Source organism: Sphingomonas sp. (genome assembly GCF_025362505.1).
Taxonomy (GTDB): Bacteria; Pseudomonadota; Alphaproteobacteria; order Sphingomonadales; family Sphingomonadaceae; genus Sphingomicrobium.
Genome location: NZ_JANYGG010000092.1, coordinates 12,690 through 33,330, shown reverse-complemented (window position 1 = coordinate 33,330; position 20,641 = coordinate 12,690). Strand labels below are relative to the sequence as shown.

21 protein-coding genes and 1 pseudogene are annotated in these 20,641 nt (G+C 63.3%); 12 read left to right on the top strand and 10 right to left on the bottom strand.

All coding sequences use genetic code 11. The annotated features are described in order from the left end of the window. The 4 genes and pseudogenes from Q0R27_RS09240 to Q0R27_RS09225 all read left to right on the top strand — a co-directional run. Positions 1-141 (top strand): annotated as a pseudogene (locus Q0R27_RS09240) (IS630 family transposase); the annotation flags it as partial. A gap of 10 nt (positions 142-151) precedes the next feature. Further along, a complete protein-coding gene (locus Q0R27_RS09235) occupies positions 152-502 on the top strand; it encodes a Rieske (2Fe-2S) protein (RefSeq protein ID WP_293943620.1) in 351 nt (116 codons plus the stop codon). 86 nt (positions 503-588) lie between these two features. Then, positions 589-1,002 carry a nuclear transport factor 2 family protein gene (locus Q0R27_RS09230; protein WP_293943618.1) on the top strand — a complete coding sequence of 138 codons (414 nt, stop codon included), beginning with the start codon at positions 589-591 and terminating at the stop codon, positions 1,000-1,002. A 3-nt stretch (positions 1,003-1,005) separates the two neighbouring features. Further along, positions 1,006-2,016 (top strand): NADP-dependent oxidoreductase, encoded by a 1,011-nt coding sequence (locus Q0R27_RS09225; protein ID WP_293943616.1) that lies wholly within the window; start codon positions 1,006-1,008, stop codon positions 2,014-2,016. 30 nt (positions 2,017-2,046) lie between these two features. On the opposite strand, the gene Q0R27_RS09220 is transcribed toward Q0R27_RS09225, so the two are convergent. Both Q0R27_RS09220 and Q0R27_RS09215 read right to left on the bottom strand, forming a co-directional pair. After that, positions 2,047-2,811: a glucose 1-dehydrogenase gene (locus tag Q0R27_RS09220; RefSeq protein ID WP_293943614.1), complete on the bottom strand. Its 765-nt coding sequence runs from the start codon at positions 2,809-2,811 to the stop codon at positions 2,047-2,049. Positions 2,812-2,897: 86 nt separating this feature from the next. Beyond that, entirely contained in the window at positions 2,898-5,138 is a 2,241-nt protein-coding gene (locus Q0R27_RS09215) for a TonB-dependent receptor (protein WP_293943612.1), read from the bottom strand. Positions 5,139-5,362: 224 nt separating this feature from the next. On the opposite strand from Q0R27_RS09215, the gene Q0R27_RS09210 reads away from it, so the two are divergent. Next, entirely contained in the window at positions 5,363-6,376 is a 1,014-nt protein-coding gene (locus tag Q0R27_RS09210; RefSeq protein ID WP_293943610.1) for an NADP-dependent oxidoreductase, read from the top strand. Positions 6,377-6,614: 238 nt separating this feature from the next. Here the strand turns inward: Q0R27_RS09210 and Q0R27_RS09205 are convergent, their stop codons facing one another. Then, positions 6,615-7,373, bottom strand: a complete 759-nt coding sequence (locus tag Q0R27_RS09205) for an SDR family oxidoreductase (protein ID WP_293943608.1) — start codon at positions 7,371-7,373, stop codon at positions 6,615-6,617. Positions 7,374-7,500: 127 nt separating this feature from the next. Between Q0R27_RS09205 and Q0R27_RS09200 the strand changes: the two genes are divergently transcribed. After that, entirely contained in the window at positions 7,501-8,304 is an 804-nt protein-coding gene (locus Q0R27_RS09200; protein ID WP_293943606.1) for an SDR family oxidoreductase, read from the top strand. Between the two features lie 3 nt (positions 8,305-8,307). On the opposite strand, the gene Q0R27_RS09195 is transcribed toward Q0R27_RS09200, so the two are convergent. Then, positions 8,308-9,945: an AMP-binding protein gene (locus Q0R27_RS09195; RefSeq protein ID WP_293943604.1), complete on the bottom strand. Its 1,638-nt coding sequence runs from the start codon at positions 9,943-9,945 to the stop codon at positions 8,308-8,310. Positions 9,946-10,074: 129 nt separating this feature from the next. Here Q0R27_RS09195 and Q0R27_RS09190 point away from each other — a divergent pair, with 129 nt between their 5' ends. The 3 genes from Q0R27_RS09190 to Q0R27_RS09180 all read left to right on the top strand — a co-directional run bounded on the left by Q0R27_RS09190 (position 10,075) and on the right by Q0R27_RS09180 (position 13,112). Further along, a complete protein-coding gene (locus tag Q0R27_RS09190) occupies positions 10,075-11,253 on the top strand; it encodes an SRPBCC family protein (protein ID WP_293943602.1) in 1,179 nt (392 codons plus the stop codon). A 36-nt stretch (positions 11,254-11,289) separates the two neighbouring features. Continuing rightward, a complete protein-coding gene (locus Q0R27_RS09185; RefSeq protein WP_293943600.1) occupies positions 11,290-11,442 on the top strand; it encodes a hypothetical protein in 153 nt (50 codons plus the stop codon). Positions 11,443-11,792: 350 nt separating this feature from the next. After that, positions 11,793-13,112 (top strand): aromatic ring-hydroxylating dioxygenase subunit alpha, encoded by a 1,320-nt coding sequence (locus Q0R27_RS09180; protein WP_293943598.1) that lies wholly within the window; start codon positions 11,793-11,795, stop codon positions 13,110-13,112. Between the two features lie 24 nt (positions 13,113-13,136). On the opposite strand, the gene Q0R27_RS09175 is transcribed toward Q0R27_RS09180, so the two are convergent. Genes Q0R27_RS09175 through Q0R27_RS09155 form a run of 5 tightly spaced genes read right to left on the bottom strand, consistent with a single transcriptional unit; the run spans position 13,137 to position 16,208 of the window. Continuing rightward, entirely contained in the window at positions 13,137-13,529 is a 393-nt protein-coding gene (locus Q0R27_RS09175) for a hypothetical protein (RefSeq protein WP_293943595.1), read from the bottom strand. Between the two features lie 18 nt (positions 13,530-13,547). After that, complete coding sequence (locus tag Q0R27_RS09170) at positions 13,548-13,820, bottom strand: FAD-dependent oxidoreductase (protein ID WP_293943593.1); 273 nt, start codon at positions 13,818-13,820, stop codon at positions 13,548-13,550. Between the two features lie 17 nt (positions 13,821-13,837). After that, a complete protein-coding gene (locus Q0R27_RS09165) occupies positions 13,838-14,614 on the bottom strand; it encodes an SDR family oxidoreductase (protein WP_293943591.1) in 777 nt (258 codons plus the stop codon). Continuing rightward, positions 14,611-15,429, bottom strand: coding sequence for an SDR family oxidoreductase (locus Q0R27_RS09160; RefSeq protein ID WP_293943589.1), 819 nt, complete (start codon positions 15,427-15,429; stop codon positions 14,611-14,613). Before Q0R27_RS09160 ends, Q0R27_RS09165 begins: the two co-directional genes overlap by 4 nt. After that, a complete protein-coding gene (locus tag Q0R27_RS09155; RefSeq protein WP_293943587.1) occupies positions 15,426-16,208 on the bottom strand; it encodes an SDR family NAD(P)-dependent oxidoreductase in 783 nt (260 codons plus the stop codon). Before Q0R27_RS09155 ends, Q0R27_RS09160 begins: the two co-directional genes overlap by 4 nt. Positions 16,209-16,344: 136 nt before the next feature. Here Q0R27_RS09155 and Q0R27_RS09150 point away from each other — a divergent pair, with 136 nt between their 5' ends. Then, a complete protein-coding gene (locus Q0R27_RS09150; protein WP_293943585.1) occupies positions 16,345-17,796 on the top strand; it encodes an aromatic ring-hydroxylating dioxygenase subunit alpha in 1,452 nt (483 codons plus the stop codon). Then, positions 17,793-18,575 carry a ThuA domain-containing protein gene (locus tag Q0R27_RS09145; protein ID WP_293943577.1) on the top strand — a complete coding sequence of 261 codons (783 nt, stop codon included), beginning with the start codon at positions 17,793-17,795 and terminating at the stop codon, positions 18,573-18,575. Before Q0R27_RS09150 ends, Q0R27_RS09145 begins: the two co-directional genes overlap by 4 nt. On the opposite strand, the gene Q0R27_RS09140 is transcribed toward Q0R27_RS09145, so the two are convergent. After that, entirely contained in the window at positions 18,576-19,676 is a 1,101-nt protein-coding gene (locus tag Q0R27_RS09140) for an acyl-CoA dehydrogenase family protein (protein WP_293943563.1), read from the bottom strand. 157 nt (positions 19,677-19,833) lie between these two features. On the opposite strand from Q0R27_RS09140, the gene Q0R27_RS09135 reads away from it, so the two are divergent. Continuing rightward, on the top strand, positions 19,834-20,583 hold the full coding sequence (locus tag Q0R27_RS09135; protein ID WP_366080138.1) for a LuxR C-terminal-related transcriptional regulator: 750 nt from the start codon (positions 19,834-19,836) through the stop codon (positions 20,581-20,583). Positions 20,584-20,641: the final 58 nt, after the last annotated feature.

Sequence of the window (20,641 nt, the reverse complement as noted above, 5' to 3'; positions counted from 1 at the left end):
ATCGTCGACCTTCAGGCCGCGATCAACCGCTTCATCAAGGAGCATAACGAGGAGCCACGCCCGTTCGTCTGGAAGGCCGATCCCGACAAAATCATCGCCGCCGTCAGGCGGGGGCACCAAACGTTGGAATCAATCCACTAGGTAGAACACTGTGAGCGAGCATTGGCAGCAGCTGATCGCGACCAGCGAGTTTCCCGCCGTCGGCAAATACGCGGTGAAAGTCGGCGGCTGGCACGTGCTCGTGGTGCGCACCGATGACGGTTGGGTGGCTTTCAGCGATCGATGCACGCATCAGGCGTCGATGCTGTCGGGCGGGCGCATCCGGCGCGGGGCGATCATGTGCCCGCTCCACGGCGCGCGGTTTGACTTGGCCAGCGGCGAATGCCTGGGCGGGACCTATCGTGACCTCCGGCGGTTTCCGTTGCGGGTCAAGTGTGACATGATCGAGGTGGCGGTGCCGACCGCGCTGCCGGGAATGGACGAGATCCCGGTCCCGATCTGACGCGGTGCCCGACCTCTTCTAACCTCTAGGTTCGGACCGGCGCGCGCCCCGCTAGGCTGATGGCAACATCCACTGGAGAAACAGACATGGCCTTCACCGGACCCGTTGAGGATCGGCTCGCGATCCGAGAATTGCTCGAAGCCTATGCCGATGCGGTCACCCGTTGCGATCCCGAAGCGTGGGGCGCGACCTGGGCCGAGGATTCGCTGTGGTCGCTACCCGATTATCCCGAGATCGGTACCACGAGCGGCCGCTCGGCGATCGTGGCGATGTGGGTCGGGGCGATGCAACATTATCCTGGAATCATGTTCCAGGCATGGCCTGGCTCGATCGAAGTCGACGGCGACCGCGCGGCAATGGTTAGCTACTCCAGCGAAGTCTATGATCAAGGTGGCGCGACCAAGCGCGACCGCGGCCGCTATGACGACCAATGCGTCAAGATCGACGGCCGCTGGCTGTTTAGCCATCGCGTGTTCACCAACATTCATCGCCAGGGCTGAGTTGTGACGGTCAACCGCCTTTGGCAGCTCGACCGGCATCCCGAGGGCATCGACTTTGAGGCCGCGCTGAGCCTGACCGAGGCGCCGCTGGCGCCGCTTGGCGAAGGCGAGGTGCGGGTACGCGCGGAATTTCTGTCGATGGACGCCGGCACGCGGATGTGGATGGGACCGCGCACTGACGGTTACCAGCCGCCGCTGCCGCTGGGATCGGCGATGGTCGGGTTGGTGCTGGGCCGGGTCAGCGGTAGTCGTGACCCGCGCTTTGCCATCGGCACGCTGGTGCGCGGGTTCGGGCAATGGGCCGATTGGTCGACCGTCGTTCCAGATCAGTCCGGGCTTGTCGCGCTTGACGAGAGCGTCGCCGACCCGCGCCAGCATCTCGGCGCGATCGGGCTGAACGGCTGGACTGCCTATGTCGGGATCAAGGAAGTCGCGGCGGTCAAGTCGGGCGACTGGGTCGCGGTGTCGGCCGCCGCCGGGGCCACCGGCAGCCTTGCCTGCCAGGTCGCGCGCAACCTTGGGGCGCGCGTGATCGGCATTGCCGGTGGGCCGGACAAATGCCGCTATTTGCTCGATGAACTGGGGGTCGAGCGGGCGATCGATTACAAGCATGACGATGTCGCGGCCGCGCTCGCCACCATCGACGGCGGGATCAACGCCTGCTTTGACAATGTCGGCGGACCGTTGCTCGACGCGATATTGCCCAACATGGCGCATTATGGCCGGGTCGCGGTGTGCGGAATGATCGCGGCCTATGATCGCGACTGCCCACTGCCCGGCCCCATGCAGTTCGACCAGGTATTGATGCGGCGGCTCCGGATCGAGGGGTTCTTCATCCCCGATTTCCTGCATCGCGGTGCGGAATTCATGCCGGTGCTCCGCTCGTGGCTGGACTCGGGCATGTTGGCGATGCGGTTCGACGAGACAGTCGGGCTGGACAATGCCCTGGTCGCCTATCGCCGCCTGTTGACCGGGGCCAACATTGGCAAGGTGATCGTCAGGCTGGCCGGCTGATCGTCACTACCGCCGGCGATCACTGCCGGGTTACTGCGCGGTCATGCCGCCATCGACGGTGAACTCTGCGCCGGTGCAATACCGTGATTCGTCGCTGGCCAGGAACAGGTTCATGTTGGCGATGTCGTCGGGATCGCCGAGGCGGCCCATCGGGATCGTCGCCACCAGTACATCGTAATTTTCGGCGTTGTCGGTCATTGCCACGTCCATGATGTTGGTCAGGATCATGCCGGGGTGCACGGTGTTAACGCGGATATTCTCCACGGCGCATTCGATCGCGACCGACTTGGAGAACAGCCGCACTCCACCCTTCGCGGCGGCATAGGCACCGCAACCGGGGACGCCGACCTGGCCGACAACCGATGAGATGTTGATAATCGATCCGCCTTTGCCATGACGCCGCATCATCAGGACCGCGCGCTTGGTACCGTAGAAGACGCTGTTGAGATTGACGTCGTTTTGTAGCTTCCAATCATTGGTAGTCAGGTCGCCGATCGGTCGCAGCACGGCGATGCCGGCGTTATTGACCAGTACGTCTAGCCTGCCGTGCGCGGCGTCGATCGCGGCCATCACCCGGTCCCAGTCGGCTTCGCTGGTGACGTCGTGGCCGAGCGCCTCGGCCTCGCCCCCGGCGGCGCGGATGTCGGCCGCTACACGCTCGGCACCGGCCTCATCGCGGTCGGTGCAATAGACCATCGCGCCTTCCTCGGCGAAGCGCTTGGCGGTCGCGCTGCCCAGGCCCGGAACCGAGGCGGCACCGGTGACGAGGGCGACCTTGCCAGACAAACGAGCCAAAACCTAACTCCCTTCAACAACAGAAAATGGGGCGCCGCCGGGTGACCGGCGACGCCCCTAACTCCCAGCGAGTTATTGTGAGTAGATCAATATTTGAACCCCAAGGTCACGCCAACCGTCCGCGGTTCGCGCGCCGAGGCGAACGACCACAGCCCAGCGACGGTGAACGCCGCGCTGGTCCCGCGATCATCGGCCAGGTTGCGCCCGAAGACGGTCAAATAGGCATTTGCGCCAGCCAGCTTGAAATTGCCGGTCAAACTGGCGTCGAGCAGGCCCTGCTTGTCCGAACGGACGCGCGCGTCATTGCCGTTGACGATGACGTTGCCGCCGTTGCTGACGAAACCGGTGTTGCCGGTCAGCGGCCCGAGCGAGATCTGCTGGTCGTACGGGCCGATATAGCGATAGCCAACATTCGCGACAACGCTGCCGAAGTTGGTCGGCACCTTATATTCCGCGCCGACCGACGCGCTGAATTTCGGACTGTAGATCGGGTTATTGGCCGAATAGTCGAAATTGCGGATCACGGTCACGGGCACCGTCGGTGCCAGCGGGTTGAACACCGTCAGCGTATTGCCGGCGATGAATTTCTTGAACTTCGAACGGAGCAAACCCATCGTCGCGGTCAGCCGAAGCCCGTCGACCGGGCGGGCGCTGGCGTCGAATTCCAGCCCCTTGATATTGGCCGAGCCGACGTTCGAGGTAATCGTCTGGTTGCCGGTGCCGCACAGGCAGGGAATGGTCGTGTTCTGCTGCAGGCCCTGATATTTGGAGTAGAAGGCGGCGACATTGAACTGAAGCTTGTGGTCGAGCAGGTCGAGCTTGGTGCCGACCTCATAGCTGTCGACCGTCTCCGGATTGTAGGGCAAGTTTGCCGTCCGCGCTTCCCCAGCGCGCGGCGAGAAGCCGCCCGAGCGATAGCCGCGCGACCAGCTGGCATAGACCATGGTGTTTGAGTCCGGCCGGAAATCGACGCCGACCTTGGGTGTGAATTTGTTGAAACTCTTCTTGCCCGACCCGATCAGGCCGCGCGTGGCGAAGGCGTTGCTCAGTTCCTTCGTATCGTGGGTGTAACGGCCACCGAATGACAGGCGAAACTTGTCGGCGAAGGCCCAGTTGAAATCACCAAACGCGGCATAGGATTTGTTGCGCCCATCGACGATCTGCGAGTCGCTGTCGGCAACACGCGGGTCGAGCGCGGTATTAAAGCCGAAAATCCGCGACCATTGCTGAAGGTGATATCGCGAGCTGAAATAATAGCCGCCGATGACATAGTCGAAGCCGCTGAACAGATTACCCGATGCTCGCAGTTCCTGACTGAACTGACGATAATTCTGTTGACGCAGCGTGTAGTAGAGGTCGGTGCTCGACGCATCGAAATCCTGCGTCTGGAATTCTTTCGACTTGCGATAACCGGTGATCGAGGTGAGCTTCACGCCGCCCGCCTGGTAGTTGAGCTCGAGCGTCGCCGACGGCGCGCTGTAACGCGACGTGCCCGGTGACGTGAACACCGTGTAGAGGTCGGACGTGTTGTTGCGATTGCACTCGCGTGCCGGCTCAAACAGGCAGAACAACTCGCTGGAATTGGCGATATTGGAATTGGTGACGTCGAACGTCTGGTCCTGCTTCTCGAGCGTCAGCAGGGCTTCGAAGCCGCTGCCAGCGGGCTTGAAAATCGCCGATGCGCCGAAATTCTCATTGTTCGATCCGCCGGAGCGCTTGCCGGTAATCGCGTTGTGATAAAAGCCGTCGCTCTGGTTGTGGAAATAAAAGCCCTTGACGCCGAAGCTCTCGCCGTCGCCCACATTGACGACGCCACGCGCCGCCCAGCTGTTGAAGCTCGAATAAGTGCCCTCGGCCTTGATGCCGGTGCGCATCGTTGGCTTGGTGCGGCGGATGTTGATGACTCCGCCGATGGTGTTGCGGCCGAACAGTGTGCCCTGCGGACCACGCAACACTTCGATTTGCTCGATATCGAAGAAATCTAGCAATTGGCCGGTGTTGGTGCCGATGAACACACCGTCGACGACCACGCCAACGGTCGGCTCCTGCGACTTTTCGATGTCGGCATAGGTCAGTCCTCGAATGGACAGATTGGCCGCCTGGCCGCCCGAATTCTGCTGGGTGATGAGCAGGTTCGGCGCGGCGCCCTGAAGGTCGCCGATGTTCACCGTTGCCTTGTTGGCGAGCATCGCCGCGTTGATCGCGGTGATCGCAACCGGGGTCGACTGCAGCGTCTCGTTGCGGCGCCGGGCAGTGACGATGATCTCGTTGGGGTTGACTGCGGTGGCATCGGTTGCGGCGGCGGGCGCGGGCGCGCCCTGAGCCATTGCCGGAACTGCTCCTAGGCCCAGCGTCGTCGAACTTAGCGCCCCGATCAAAATCCGGCGCGACACGGACATATGCATTGTCGTACTCCCCATTCAGCCGCTCTTTCGTCGGCCGTGATGATGTGAGTTGTAGAATTCGGCGCGCGCGGGCCTACTGGGATTTATTACAGGTGCGCTCCAAGCTGACATTGGTGACGACGGATTGGTCGACAGGAGAGAAAAGCATGTCCGTCAATCGCAGATTCTTGCTAATACGCCGACCCCACGGCGATCCCGTCGAAGAGGATTTCCAGCTTGTAGAGGAAGTGATTCCCGGGCCACCCGCAGGCGGGTTTGTGGTGCGCAATCACTTCGCCTCGCTCGATCCGGCGCAGCGCGGGTGGATGGATGACGCGCCCAGCTACATGCCGCCGATCCCGCTCGGCGAAGCCGTCTGGGCGACGACCGTCGGCGTGGTCCACGCGTCCGACAATCCGGCCTTCGTGCCGGGCGATTGGGTGATGGGGCTAAACGCGCTTGAGGATTATTCCCCCGTCATGCCGGGCGGCTTCACTAGTCCCATAGACATCAGTCTCTTCGACACCCCGTCGCGCTATCTTTCGGCGGTGGGCGCGGTCGGGCTGACCGCCTATTTCGGCATGCTGGACGTCGCCAAGCCGCAGCCCGGTGAGACCCTGCTCGTCTCCGGCGCGGCGGGGGCGGTCGGGTCGGCGGTAGGGCAGATCGGCAAGATCCATGGCTGCCGGGTGATCGGCATCGCCGGGGGAGCGGACAAGTGTCGGCGGCTGGTCGAAGATTACGGGTTCGACGTCGCCATCGACTACAAGGGCAAGTCGGTCGACGCGTTGGCGGCGGAGATCGCCGGCGCCGCGCCGGGCGGGGCCAACATCGTCTTCGAAAATGTCGGCGGCGACGTGTTCGATGCCGAACTGATGAACCTGGCGCTCAATGCCCGGATCGTCCTGTGCGGGCTGATCAGCGAGTATAACAGTCCGGTGAAGCACGGCGCGCGCAATCTGTGGCAAATATTGGTCAAGCAGGCGGTGCTGCACGGCTTCTTGATCGCCGCCTATGTTGATCGCTTTGCTGAGGGCGGCGCGCAGATGGCGCAGTGGATGGAGGCAGGGCAGCTCAAAATAGACGAGGATATCCAAGACGGGCTGGAGAACAGCTACGACGCGTTCATGCGGCTGTTCTCGGGCCAGAACACCGGCAAGCTCATCCTAAAAATCGTTTGATGAACGGACGGCTCGAACGGCGGTGCGCGTTCGTCATGGGTGCGGGACCGGGCATCGGCGCGGCCACCGCGCATCGGCTAGCAAGCGACGGCGCGATGCGTGGAGCCATATTGGTGCACGCCGGCTCGTGCTCTCGACGGCAACCGCCGCGCTAAGTTCGAATACCTCGATCTGGGTGCAGTCGAGGCAAGAGAAGTGCCGCCGCGCCGCGCTGCCCTCAACCCCGATTCCAATGACGCTAGAACTGCACCCGCTTCGTGTAGCCGCCGTCGATGACGACATTGGTGCCGGTGGTATAGGATGAAGCCGGGCTCGCGAGAAATACAATAGTCTTGGCTACTTCCTCCGGCTTGCCCCAGCGGCAGAGCGCGAACTGGCTTTCGGTAGCGTTGTAGAGGTCGGGCATTGCTCCCTTGATCGCCTCCCAATTGCCGCCGGGAAAGGCGATCGGCCCGGGCGAGACCGAATTGACGCGGATATTCCTGGATCCCCAAGCCTGGCCCAATTGCTTGGCATAGGTCAGAAGCGCTGCCTTCATCGCGTTGAACGCCTGGGGCACGAGAAATGTCTCGACCGCGGCGCTGCTCGACATGAACACCACCGAACCCGCGCCCGATGCCTCAAGGTGGGGCTGAAGCGTTTCGCAGCCGATCACCGTGCCCTTGACGTCATTGTTGAAACACATGTCCCAGTCGCCCGTCGCGCCCGACCCGGACGCGCTGGCGCCGGGAACGAAAATGTCGCAACCGCCCAGTTTTTCGGCGGCGGCACCGAGCCACGTCGGATAATCATCGAGATGATTGAGGTCGAACACCTCGCCGACGACCTTGCCGCCGTGGCGCGACAACGCGGCGACCGTCTCGGCTACCTGGTCGGCGTTGCGCGAAAAAAAGGCCACGTCGCAGCCTTCGGCCGCGAAAATCTCCAGCGCGGCCCTGCCGATGCCCCGGCTGCCGCCGGTCAAAATAACCTTCTTGCCCTTCAATTCCAGATCCATGGTCCGCTCCTGCTTTATTATTGCCCCGTCGCTTGCGCCTCGCTGTCCTGGCCAGCCACTCGTCTTTTGGTCAGGACGGGAGCAGGCACGGTCATGATAGCACTAGCAAATTCAGGGAGAGCGAACGGTGGGGCGACTATCAGGCAAGCGCGCAGTGGTGCTGGGAGCCAGCAGCACCGACAATATGGGCCAGCATATCGCTCGCCGGTTCCAGAAAGAGGGTGCCACGGCGCTGGTCGCCGGACGCAAGGAAGCGGAATTGCGAGCGTTCGCCGCTGCCACCGGTGCCCAATGGACCGCCTGCGACATTACTGACCCCGATAGTGTCACCGCGCTGGCCGATAGCGCCGTCCAAAAACTCGGAGGTATCGACATCGCCGTCAATGCCAGCGGCTGGGGCTTGTTGAAACCGTTTCTCGATACCAGCCACGACGACTTGGAAATGATGACCGCCCTGCAGTTCATTGGACCGTTTCATTTCTTTCAGGCGATGATCGGCAAGATGGCGCGCTCGAAAGGCGGCAACGGCGGCTCACTTATCCAGATCAGCTCAGCAACCGCCACGATCATGCTCAACGACCACGCTGCATATATGGGCACCAAGGCCGGCACCGACCATGTCATCCGCTGCATCGCCAACGAATTCGGAGCCGAAGGAATTCGCGCCAATTCGATCTCGCCCGGCCTGACCGACACGCCGATGAACGACGCCGCGAAGAAAATTCCCGGTCTGTTCGAGTCGTTCCTGCCCAGTTACCCGCTTGGGCGGTGGGGAACCTCGGATGACGTCGCCGCCGCGGCGGTGTGGCTGAGCGAAGACGAATGTTTCATGACCGGCGACAATTTGCAGGTCAACGGCGGGCTGACACTGCGCCGCAACCCGACCAGCGCCGAAATGGGCGCGGCGATCGCGAAAGCCAGCGCGAGCTAATCTTCAGCGGTCTTGCGCGCGAGAAACGATTTCGCGAACTGTCGCGCGCAATTGGTCCTTGCGGATTTTTCCCGACGCGGTGCGCGGGAACTCGCCGACGAACAGGAAGCGTTCGGGGATTTTCTGTCGGGCGAGGCCGCTGGCGGCGACATGCGCGGCTAGCGCCGCCGAGTCAGGCGCCGGGTCGGCGACGATCACGAACGCGCACACCCCCTCGCCCAGCCGGTCGTGCGGCATCGCCACTACCGCCGCCTCGCGCACCCCGGGGTGGGCGTGAAGCACTTCCTCAATCTCGCGCGCGCTGATGTTTTCGCCGCCGCGGATGATCAGATCCTTCTTCCGCCCAGTGACGGTGAGGCCCCCGGCTTCGTCCACCACGCCAAGGTCGCCGGTGTGGAAAAAACCGTCGGCGTCGATCGCCTCGATCGTCTGCGCCTGGTCGGCATAGCCCAGCATCATCGCCGGGCCGCGCGCCACTATCTCGCCCTCCTGCCCGACCGGCACTTCGGCGCCATCGTCGGCGATGATGCGTACCTGATAATCGATCACCTGGCCGTCGCTGGTCGCGGCGCGGGCCGGGTCGTCGGGCCAGCCATAGGTGACCAAGGGCACTTCCGAACTGCCGAACACGCGAAACGCCTGGCAATGTTTGAACGCCGCATTAGCGGCGGGGATCAAATCGTCGGGCACCGCCGCCCCCCCACAGGCGAAATAGCGCAACGACGGCAGACGGTTGCCGGCCGCTCGCGCGGCGGCGGCCAGTTCGACCAGGAACGGAGTCGCGGCGACCGTCCCGGCGACCTGGTGCTGGTCGATAAGCGCCAGCGCATCGGCCGCGTTCCAGCTTTCCATCAGGATGCTGACCGTTCCGACCACGAACGGCAACTGCAGCCCGTTGCCATAGCCCGAAATATGGGTCACCGGCGACGGCATCAACATCGCTTCGCCCTTGATGATCCGCCAATGATCGGCGCTGGTCCGGATTACGCGCTGCAGTGTCGCCTCGCTGTGCAGCACCCCCTTGGGGCGGCCGGTGGTGCCCGAGGTGTAAAGCAATAATTTGACCGATCGCGCATCGACCTTGGGCCGGTCGAACGAAAGCGTGCGGCCTTCGGCAATCAGTTCCGACAGATCATTGATGCCTGACCCGCGAACGGTGATAATATGCTGCAGATCGGGCAGCCTCGGCGCCAGCCGTTCGGCCATTGCGACATAATCGAAGCGGCGAAAGGTGGTGGGAACGAACAGCGCACGCACGCGCGCATCGCCGAGCATCATCGCCACTTCGGCGTCGCGATAGATCGGCACGATCGGGTTGATCACATAGCCACCGATCGACGCCGCGAGGTTGACCACCGCCGCCTCGCCCCAGTTGGGCAGCTGGAAAGCGATCACCTCGCCCGGCCGCAGCCCCCGCGCGCCGAGCGACGCGGCCAGCGACGTGGCGTCGGCGACCAATTCGCCCAGCCGCCACGTCCGCTGCGGTTCGACCAGCATCGCGGCATCGGGCTCGCGCAGCGCCCGGTCGATGGCGATATCGGCCAGCGTCTGGTCGGTCCAAACACCGGACCGGTCGAATTCGCGTTGGTGCGGCGCAGGCAGGTCGAGCCACGACCACGGCGGGGTGAGCGGAGAGTCCATCCCCCCCTGATAACCCGGTTTGCGCCGGGTCCAATTGATCAAAATCACAGCTACCTGTCACCAGTCCCAGCTTGCTCGCGCGCGGCGGCGGTGGTCCTATGGTCATGACGAACGCGTGAGGAGAGACTGATGGGCCGCGTGGAGACGATCGGTGAGGTCGCCGAGCAGATGCTCGACTATGTCGAGAACCAGCACACCTTCATGGCCGACAAGCCGATGATCGTGCCAGTGCGCGGCTATCTCGACCCCGACCAGTGGCGGGCGGAGATCGACCTCGTCTTCAAGCGACTGCCACTGATGTTGGCGTTCACCGCCGAATTGCCCAGGCCCGGCGATTACAAGGCGATGGACGCCGCCGGCCTTCCGGTGCTGATTAACCGCGACAAGGCTGGCAAGGTGCGCGCCTTCCTCAATGTCTGTTCGCATCGCGGCGCTCCGGTGGCCAGCGAAGGTCATGGCAATTGCCCGCGCTTCACCTGCAAATATCACGGCTGGAGCTACGGCCAGGACGGCAGGTTGCTGGCGGTGGCCGAGGCCAGCAGCTTTGGCGAGATAGACAAGAGCGCGCGCGGGTTGAAGGAATTGCCGTGCGAAGAACGTGCCGGGATGATCTTTGCCGTGCTGACCCCCAATGCGCCGATCGACCTCGATGCCTACTATCGAGGTTTTCTCGACGATTTCGAGGCACTGGGTCTGGCCGACTGGACGTTTTTGGGTAGCCGCGAAATCCATGGGGCCAATTGGAAGATCGCGTTCGACGGCTATCTCGAAGGCTATCATTTCGCCGTGCTGCACCCCGACACCATCCACCCGCGCACCGCGTCTAATCGGATGCATTACGAGGCGTTCGGACCGCATATGCGGATAGGCTTTCCAAGCCGCACGATCAGCGACCAGCTGCGCGCGCTGCCGCGGGCCAGCTGGGGCGAGCAGGAGAACAAGGGATTCGATTTCGTCCGCATCCTGTTCCCCAATGTGTCGGCGTTCATCGCCCCCGAAATCACCCAGATCGCGCAGCTGTTCCCCGGTCCGACACCGGGCACCAACCGCACCGTGCTCAATTATCTGCGCCGCGATCCGCCTAAGGACGATGAGGAACAGGCGCTGGTCGACGCCTCGATCAACTTCTTCCGCGATGTCACCTACAATGAGGATTATGTCATCGGCATGGAGATTCAGAAGGGGCTCGAAAGCGGCGCCCACGACGAATTGCTGTTCGGCCGCAACGAGCGCGGCAACCAATATTTCCATGAATGGCTCAACTGGTATCTGGAGGATGACACCGACCTGCCCCAGCCGGTTTTGTGAATCCGATCTCACTGGCCTCGGGAGTGATGCCCGACCATGGCCCGCTCGAGATGGTCGCGGCGGCGGTGGCGGGGGGGCGACGCGGTCGGGCTGTGGGTCGAACCGAAAGAGTGGACGGCGGCAACGACGCGCGACACCCGCACCGCGCTGGCCGACCTCTATCCGCGCTGCCGCCGGGCCTGCCACTGAGCATCGAATTGCGATCGAAGTCACTGTGCGATAAATATCCTGACCCCAAAGCGCGCGCCATCGTCGTGGCCGAGGTCACCCGCCGCTGGCTGGCGAACGTGCAGTGACGGCCACCGTCGCTCTCTCCTCCCACGTCCCGCTCAATAGGGCGGTCGATCTCAACGTCTATTCGTCACCCGGCCTTTACCCGGATCATGACCGCTCCTGGTCGGAATTCTTGGCCGCTTTGCGCAAAGATTTGCTGCGCTGGCCGCCTTGGAGGTGAATCCTGCGCAAATGGCGAGTGGCCAAACGCTCACGCCTTGCCCATTCTCGCGAAGCCAAGGCCGAGAGCCGTTCAGGAGAGTCGAATGAACGCCGTTTCCCCCCCGTCGCGCTATGCCGCCGGTTATGACCAGGCGGTGCGCGGCGACGCGATTACCGCCGAGCGCTACATCAGCAAGGAATGGATGGAGCTTGAACGCAAAAATTTGTGGCCGCGGGTGTGGCACTTGGGCGGGGTGCTGGCCGAACTGGAGGAAGAAGGCGACTTTATCCGCCACAATTTCGGCAAGGAATCGATCGTCATGGTCCGCCAGGCCGACGGCGCGATCAAGGCGTTCTTCAACGCCTGCCCGCATCGCGGCAACCGGCTGGTGCTGGGAGATGTCGGCAGCGCGCCGCGCCTCACCTGCAGCTATCACGGCTGGCAATTTTCGACGGACGGCACTTTGGTGCACGTCCAGGACCCCGACGATTTCCCAGGCGGCAACCCGTGCGGCAAGGTCCATCTTTCCGAACTGCGCTGCGAGACGTTCGGCCCGTTCGTGTTCTGGAGCATGGACCCCGATGCCAAGCCGCTGCTCGACTGGCTCGCGCCCTTCCCCGAACGGCTGGTCGGCTATGGCCTCGACAATTGGGTGAGAGTGCTCAACGTCTCGGCCGACTGCGATTTCAATTGGAAGATCATCCGCGACAATTTCAACGAGAGCTACCATTTGCCGACGATCCACCCCGAATTATCGACCTTCATCAACGACGGCCTGCCCGACACATTGTTCGAAATGTACGACAGCGGCCACAATGCAATGTGGATGAAGGGCCACCAGGCGACCACCCGCGCCGACCATGTCAGCGGCGAGGTCCCGGCCCCGCTCGACGAGATTGCCGCCGCCTGGGGGATCGACCCGGCCGCCTACCGGGGCCGCACTCACGTCATTCGCGAGGCGGTGATCGCCGCCAAGCGCAAGCTGGGCGCCGAGCGCGGCTACAAGAATTACGAACAGATGACCGACCAACAACTGGTCGATTATTTCCACTGCACCCTGTTCCCCAACCTGACGCTGACCATGTCGCCCGAACAATGCCAGATCTTGCGCACTGAACCGCACCCGACTGATCCCGAAAAATGCGTCTTCCAGCATTGGGTGCTGGTGCCCCCGGTCGCGGGTATGGCCGAGGTGATGACCCCGGTCGGGATGGTGCCTTTGGCCCATGCCGAACATTCGCATTCACGCTATGGCGACGGCGTTTCGCTGGGCTATGTCGCCGATCAGGACCTGTCGATCGGCACTAGCCAGCAGCAGGGATTAAACTCGCGCGGGTTCAAGGGCTGCATCTTGTCCAACCAGGAAAAGCGCGTCCAGCGGTTCCACGAACTGCTCGACGACATGGTCCACGCGCGGATCTGATCGTCCAGCGCGATTAATGCACGTTCAGGCGAGCTGCTGTGCGGGCTCACTGCGCCGTGGCGGTCGCGTTGCGCTGGGCGGCATGCTTGCCGGCGAGATAGCCGAACACCATTCCCGGCCCCAGCGTGCCCCCGCCGCCGCCATAGGGGACCGGCGTTGCATTTCGGCGGGGTCGAGCGGGTCGGGCACCGCCTGCGCCAGCGAGGTCTCGCCGACGGTGAAATAGAAGTGAGGCCAGTAGTAAGGCGAGGTCTCGACCTTGTCCTTCCACTCGCCCAGCTCGCCATTGGGATAGACCGGGCATTCCAGAGTTCGCCCGCCGCGCAATGGCGCGCCGGGCTTTTTGGGGTGGTAGTCGGGAAAATCGGGCACCGCCATGAACTGGACCGGGCTGTTGCCCTCAAGACAGGCGACCATTTCCGGGCCGGTATCGACTTAGGTTTCGGCCATCGCCGGGTCGATCATGCCGTTCGACATCGACGCGAGGTCGGTCGGCGCGTTGTCGCGGCTGTCGTGCTTGCCGAACGCCTGCTGGTGCGGGTTGCACGGGATCCAGATCTGGCCCCCCGACCAGGCCGAGGTGCCGCCGACTTTCTCGCCTTTCTCGACCACCATGACCTTGGCGCCATGATCGGCAGCGATCAGCGCCGCAGTCAGACCGGCCGCGCCCGACCCGAGCACGACGACGTCATAATCACGATTGGCCATATCAGTCCCCCGCGGCATCAAACCTGGGAAAAACCGCCGTCCATCAGAAATTCAGAGCAGGTCACGAAACTGGCCGCGTCCGAGCAAAGATAAACCACGCCGCCGCCCATTTCGTCAGGCCGCCCCATCCGCCCGATCGGGTGGGCAGCCACGATCCCCGCCTCGGCCGCTTCGCGCGCCGGCGCCGCGCCCAGCTCGACATATCGATCCATGATCCCGGTCAGCATCGGTGTCTCGATCCCGCCCGGGTGAACGCTGTTGCAGCGAATATTGTAGCCGAGCGCGGCGAACTCGGCGCCCATGCACTTGGACAGCATCGTCACCGCTGCCTTGCTGGTGCAGTAGGCGGCGTTAAAGGCCGCGCCCCGCAGTCCCCCAACGCTGGAGAAGTTGACGATCGACGCGCCGCCACGCCGTGCCTTGCCGCCTTCCTTCAGCAGCGGCAGCAGCGCCTGCACGCCGATGATCATGCTGTCGACGTTGATAGCGTTGACGCGATGCCAATCGGCGAGAGGCGTGTCCTCGATCTTGCCGACGATCGAGATCGCGGCGACATTGACCAGAGCGTCAAGCCGTCCGTACCGCTCCCGCACAAATGCCTCGACCGCCTTCCAATCGTCGGGATTGACGACATCGTGGCGCAGATAATGGTCGGCGCCGAACTCGCCCGGCTCATCGACCTGGTCGGTCGCGATGATAATCGCCCCCGCTTCCTTCATCGCCGTGACGACCGCGCGGCCGATCCCGCCCGCCGCACCGGTGACCACCGCCACGACATTTTCGAGCCCAATCATTGCGCGGTCCATCCCCCGTCCATGACCAGCTCGGCGCCGGTCATGTACGCACTGTCCTCGCTGGCGAGAAAGAAGGCGCCGCTCGCCAACTCGCGCGGCTCGGCCAAGCGGCCCATCGGGGTCTGTGCGGCCACCATGTCGACCAGATCCTGCGGCTTGGCGGCGAACCCCTTGTCGACCCATCGCTGAAAGCCTTGGTTGAGCAGCGGCGTGACGACAAAACCAGGGTGCAGCGAATTGGCGCGGATCGGCATTTTCTTGGTCGCAAACTCGATTGCGATCGACTTTGTGAACAGCCGCACCGCGCCCTTGCTGGCGTTATAGCCCGAGGTATCGGTGTAGCCGACAAGCCCCATGATCGAGCTGACGTTGATGATCGACGAGCCGCCGGGGAAATCGACCCCGCTCGCCGCCAGCATCGGCACGAACGTCTTGACGCCCAGAAATACCCCGTCGACGTTGATATCCATGATCCGCCGCCAGCCCTCCAGCGACAGGCTCTCGACCGGGCCGGTGAGGTCGATGCCGGCGTTGTTGACCAGAATGTGGAGCTTGCCGTGGCGCTGCCCAACCATGTCGCGAGCGCGCTGCCAGTCGGCCTCCTGCGTTACATTGGCCTGAATATAGCTCGCTGCCTGACCTAATCGTGCCATCGTCTCGCTTGCTAGGTCGCCATCGGACGCGTCGAGGTCGGACAGCACCACCTTTGCCCCTTCGGCGAGGAACCGCTCGACACAGGCGAGGCCGATGCCGCGCAGGCCGCCCGAGACGAACGCCACCTTGCCATTAAGCCGCTGGGCGCCGAGGCCGCTCATACCCCCATCATCCCGGCGGTGGTGGCGCCATCGATGACGAACTCGCTGCCCGATACGAACGCCGCTTCGTCCGAGCCGAGATAGGCGACTAGCCCGGCGATCTCGTCGACATGGGCCATGCGTTTGAACGGCGACATGCCTTCATAAGCGGCGCGCGCCGCGGCCGGGTCGCCCGCGCCGTCGATCAATCCGCGGATCATCGCAGTCTCTACAACGCCCGGCAGGATCGCGTTGACCCGAATCTTGTAGCCACGATTGCCGCAATGTACCGCCGCCGATTTGACCAGTGCCACCACCGCCGCCTTGGTTACCGAATAAGCGACGAAATTGCCCATCGCCCGGTTGGCGTTCATCGACGAATTGACGATGATCGACCCGGTCTCGCCGCCCGGATTCTGCTTCATCGCGCGAATCGCGTGTTGGACGGTCAGCATCATCCCGGTCTGGTTGACGGCGACAACGTGGTTCCAGCCGTCGATGGCGATGTCTTCGACGCTGCTGTCGCCGTGTTCGGTGCCGGCGTTGGCGAAGGCTATGTCGAGCCGGCCGAAGCGGGCGATGATGTCGCTCATCAGCGCCGGCCAGGCGGCCGCATCCTCGACCCGGTGGGCGGCGAACACCGCGCCGGTATCGGCTTCAACCGACTGAGCCGCCGCCTCGTTCGACCCGGTGAACACCACTGCCGCGCCTTCGGCCGCCAGCCGCCGCACCGTGCCCGCGCCGATCCCGCTAGTGCCGCCGGTGACCAGTGCCACCTTGCCCGTCAACCTGTTGGTCAATGCTCTCTCCTGCGCACAAGAAAATGGTTTGGCGAATAATCTTAGGGGCGTAACCTATGCTTTCGGCAAGGTGACGCAGGCCGGGCCGGCGGTCACCGTCGGGCCAAATAAAATAGTATCGGAAGAGGAGCAGGCGATGGCCGATAGAGAACCGCAAATCAACGGCGGCGGACCTTATCACGGCGGACAGGCACGCTGCGAGGGAATCAGTTGGACCGAGCTGATGGCGCAGGATTCGCGGCCGGCTCCGGCCTGCTTGACCGAGGAAAGTTATCACTATCGCGGCTCAGACACGCTCACCACTGATCGATATACCAGCGAGGCATTCGCCGAGGCCGAGCGCACCCATATGTGGCCCTATGTCTGGCAATTCGCGGCGCGCGACGAAGATCTGCCCGATGCCGGCGACTATATCGTGTTCGAAAACGCCGGGCGCTCCTATCTGGTCAGCCGCCAGGACGACGGATCGGTCCGCGCGCACCACAATGTCTGCCTCCACCGTGGGCGCAAATTGCGCACAGAGGATGGCGCCGCCGATCAGTTCACCTGCCCTTTCCACGGCTTTTCCTGGAATAAGGACGGCAGCTTCCGGTCGATGCCGTGCGCCTGGGACTTCGGCCATCTATCCCCTGACAGGATGGCTTTACCCGAGGCCGAAGTGGCGCGCTGGGGCGGCTATATTTTTCTGCGTGAAGAACCGGGCGGGCCCACTCTTGAGGAATTTCTCGCGCCTTTGCCCGACCATTTCAAACGCTGGCGGCACGAGGAATGCACAACCGTCATCTGGGTCGCCAAGGAGGTCCCGGCCAACTGGAAGGTGACGATGGAAGCCTTCATGGAAGCGTGGCACACCGTCATCACCCACCCCCAGATCTTGCCGTTCACCGGCGACAGCAATTCGGCCTATTGGACGTGGGGCGACCATGTGAGCGTCAACCTGGTGCCGTTCGGGGTGATGTCGCCGCACGTCGATCCTGCCGGCAAGACCGAGCAATGGATCGTCGACGAATTCGTCAAATACAACGGCCGCTCAGCGGATAATTACGAGGATCCAAAGCCGGCTGGCGAAGCCGATCCCTATGCGGTCAAGGTGCCCGCCGGGGTCAGCGCGCGCAAAGCTCTGGGGACGGCGATGCGTGCGGGCTACACCGCCCAGACCGGCTATGATCATGAGGATGCCACCGACGCGGAACTGCTCGACGGGCTGGTCTATAACGTTTTCCCCAATTTCGCGCCATGGGGCGGTTTTATGCCCAACATCGTTTATCGCTGGCGGCCCGGCAAGACCGTCGATACCTGCCTGATGGAAGTGCGCATCCTGGTCCGCGTGAAAAAGGGCGAGCCGATCCCGCGCGGGGTGCCGATGAAATTGCTCGGCCCCGACGAGCCGTGGACCGCTGCCGCCGAAATCGGCATTCTGGGCGACGTGTTCGAACAGGACATGTCGAACCTGCCGTTCGTCCAGGACGGGCTTAAATGTTCGAAGAATGGCCTGATCAATCTCGGCGATTACCAGGAAATCCGGGTCCGCCAGTTTGAGCAGACGCTCGACAAATATCTGTCGGGCGAGCTTGGGCGAAAGGCGTGAGCGAGGACGGAGGCACACCCCACCCACCCCGCATCGACTGTGTGCTGGTGTGCGGAGGGGTATGGCACGACATGGACTTCGCCCGGCTTGAGCTGCTCAAGCTGCTAGCCGAAGACGAGCGAGTCCGCACCCGGGTGTTCGAGGATTATGAGAATGTCGCGGCGATCGCGGCGGCCGATATCCTCATCACCTACACCTGCGACGTCACCCCCTCGCTGAAGGCACAGGAGGCGCTGCGCGACTGGTTGGCCAGCGGCGGTCGCTGGTATGCACTGCACGGCACCAATTCGGTGCTGCGCCTGCTCACCGACGGTCCGAACCAAGGGCTGTGGGACGCGCCGCGCTGGGCGCCGCTGATGATGGATTTGTTGGGCTCGCAATTCATCTCCCACCCGCCGATTGCGCCCTATTTGGTGACCGTCGCCGATCCGGCACATCCGCTGGTTGCCGGAGTCGAGCCGTTCGAGACCAGCGACGAGCTGTATCATCTCGAAACCCACGGCGAGCTGCAAGTACTGCTAGAAACCGTATGCAACGAGCCTGGCGCCGGTTTTGCCGAGGCCGCGGAGGCGCCGGGCAGTCACCCGGTGTTCTACATTAAACAGCATGGCGAGGGCGCGGTGCTGTACCTGACGCTCGGCCATTGCCGGGGCCATTACGACCTCCAGCCGCTGCTCGACTGGTGGCCGACCGTCGATCGCTGCGCGTGGGACCTGCCGGTGTTTTACGATCTGCTGCGACGCGGGATCGGTTGGGTCAAGCAGCGCGCGCGCGCCTGATCAGGCAGCAATCCCCGCCACTCGGTCGAGTGTCGCGCCAGGCGATTCGGGCCAGCGCGACAGCACCAACAACCTTTTATGGGCGTGGCCGATTGACAGTTCGTCGCTGACCCCCATGCCGCCGTGGAACTGGATCATTTCATGGCCGAGGGTGAGCGACGCCTCGGCGATGAACGCGCGCGCACCGTCGACCGCCGACGCGAAGCGAGTGCTGGCGGCCGAGACGATCGCAACCTCGACCAGCGCCCGCGCCTGTTCGAGAACCGCATATTGCGTCGCCATGCGGTGCTGGATCGCCTGAAAGCTGCCCAACGCCACGCCGAACTGCTGGCGGGTGCGCAGATATTCGAGCGTCTCGTCGAGCAATCGTTGCATGATCCCGATCGCCTCAGCCGATCGCGCCAGCGACGCCAGCGGAGAGTTGGCGCCAAGCGCGTCAGGCCCGCCGTCGAGCGGGACCGCCGAAACTCCATCGAGCGAAAGCGAGGCGACGACCGACCCATCGGCTAACCGCCAGTGGCGAACGGTCAGGCCCGGCGTGCCGGCGGCTACGAACCACAGGCCGATTCCAGCCGCGTCACCAGCCGCTCCCGAACGGCGCGCGGTGACGATGAAGCCGTCGACGCCACCGGCGGCAGGAACGACGCTTTTTTCGCCGGTTAGGTGGTCGTCATCGATCACGCGCGTTTCAACCCACGACTTCCCGTCGCGACTACCGAATTCGACTTCAGCCAGCGCGATCCGCCGCCGTCCCGCCACCACATCCTCGAGCCATTGCCCGCGCAACGCGGCTGGCGCGGTCGCTGCGAACAATCGCCCCGCGACCAGGACATTTTCGATCAGTGGTTCGACCACCAGTCCCTTTCCGAGCGCTTCAAACAGCACAGCGATTGCCGTCGCGTCGAGGCCGGCACCGCCATCTTCGGGATCAAACGGCGCGGCTACTAGCCCCAGTTCGGCCAGCAGCGTCCAATTGTCGGTTGAATAGCCTCTGTCGCCAGCCTGGTAGGCGCGGCGTCGGTCCATGTCGTAGCGATCGGCGACGAACCGCTCGGCCAGCGCCTTCAGCATCTGCTCGTCTTCGCTGAGATCGAAATTCAACGTCATTCCTCCGATTGATCACATTTAGCACTGGTCCAACCCCAGGCCCGCTGCACAAAAGACTAGGAAAAGTTGTGTATTGGCGGGGCCTGGCCTAGGATTAGTTTGGAACTGTCCAAAGATCGGGGAGGATCGATCGCTGTTTCCGCAAGCCACGATTGACGCGGTGCGCATCGCTGATCCGGCCGACGTTCGTCGCGCGGCGCGGGCGCTTAACGACTTGTCGCTGGCCCACGGCTTTCGCGCCGCGCCGGCCCATGACATCGCCGGCAAGCGGACCCCCGTCGATGCCGACGGCCAACCGCTGGCGAGCGAGATTTTCGGCTGGGGCGGCGAGGACAAGGTGTGGTGGAAGAACAGCCGCATCGCGCTTGATTCACCACTTACCTCGGCCTGCCGGTTCGAAAGCGATGCGTTCTGGGTGAATGCTGGAGGCTTCCATACCCGCCTGCCGAACCTCTATCTGTCGGGAATCGACCTGACCAATTTTGAGAAACGGGCGATGACCATCGCTGCGATCGTGGTCCCGGTGCATTTGCCATTCGGCCAGATCGGCGCGATCAGTTTCAATCCGCTTGATCCCTCGCTCACTGATTTGGAGCAAGCCTATCTCGAACTCGGCGATGAATTGGGACTCTACGCGCGCACCTTCATCGCTTCCTATGTCCATGTAATGGGCTCGTTCCAGGCGTTGCCGCCGGGATCGCGGCTGTCGAAGCGCGAGGTCGAGTGCCTGCGCTGGGCGGCGATCGGCAAGACCGACCTCGAAATCAGCATGATCATGTCGCGCAGCCGGGCGACAGTGCGGTTTCACCTCCACAATGCCTCGATAAAGTTGAACGCGGTCAATCGCAGCCAGACCGTATTCAAAGCGTCGCAATTGGGCTACATCTCGCTCAATAAGTAGCAGTTTTGGAAGCCAGATAACGCATCTGGGATTCGGAAAACGCGGCCCCTGGGCAAGA

Excerpts from the sequence above, each read along its gene's own strand:
- Q0R27_RS09230 (WP_293943618.1), top strand. The coding sequence starts at position 589 with ATGGCCTTCACCGGACCCGTTGAGGATCGGCTCGCGATCCGAGAATTG.
- Q0R27_RS09215 (WP_293943612.1), bottom strand. The coding sequence starts at position 5,138 with ATGGCTCAGGGCGCGCCCGCGCCCGCCGCCGCAACCGATGCCACCGCA.
- Q0R27_RS09210 (WP_293943610.1), top strand. The coding sequence starts at position 5,363 with ATGTCCGTCAATCGCAGATTCTTGCTAATACGCCGACCCCACGGCGAT.
- Q0R27_RS09205 (WP_293943608.1), bottom strand. The coding sequence starts at position 7,373 with ATGGATCTGGAATTGAAGGGCAAGAAGGTTATTTTGACCGGCGGCAGC.
- Q0R27_RS09195 (WP_293943604.1), bottom strand. The coding sequence starts at position 9,945 with ATGGACTCTCCGCTCACCCCGCCGTGGTCGTGGCTCGACCTGCCTGCG.
- Q0R27_RS09190 (WP_293943602.1), top strand. The coding sequence starts at position 10,075 with ATGGGCCGCGTGGAGACGATCGGTGAGGTCGCCGAGCAGATGCTCGAC.
- Q0R27_RS09185 (WP_293943600.1), top strand. The coding sequence starts at position 11,290 with ATGGCCCGCTCGAGATGGTCGCGGCGGCGGTGGCGGGGGGGCGACGCG.
- Q0R27_RS09180 (WP_293943598.1), top strand. The coding sequence starts at position 11,793 with ATGAACGCCGTTTCCCCCCCGTCGCGCTATGCCGCCGGTTATGACCAG.
- Q0R27_RS09175 (WP_293943595.1), bottom strand. The coding sequence starts at position 13,529 with ATGGTCGCCTGTCTTGAGGGCAACAGCCCGGTCCAGTTCATGGCGGTG.
- Q0R27_RS09170 (WP_293943593.1), bottom strand. The coding sequence starts at position 13,820 with ATGGCCAATCGTGATTATGACGTCGTCGTGCTCGGGTCGGGCGCGGCC.
- Q0R27_RS09165 (WP_293943591.1), bottom strand. The coding sequence starts at position 14,614 with ATGATTGGGCTCGAAAATGTCGTGGCGGTGGTCACCGGTGCGGCGGGC.
- Q0R27_RS09160 (WP_293943589.1), bottom strand. The coding sequence starts at position 15,429 with ATGAGCGGCCTCGGCGCCCAGCGGCTTAATGGCAAGGTGGCGTTCGTC.
- Q0R27_RS09150 (WP_293943585.1), top strand. The coding sequence starts at position 16,345 with ATGGCCGATAGAGAACCGCAAATCAACGGCGGCGGACCTTATCACGGC.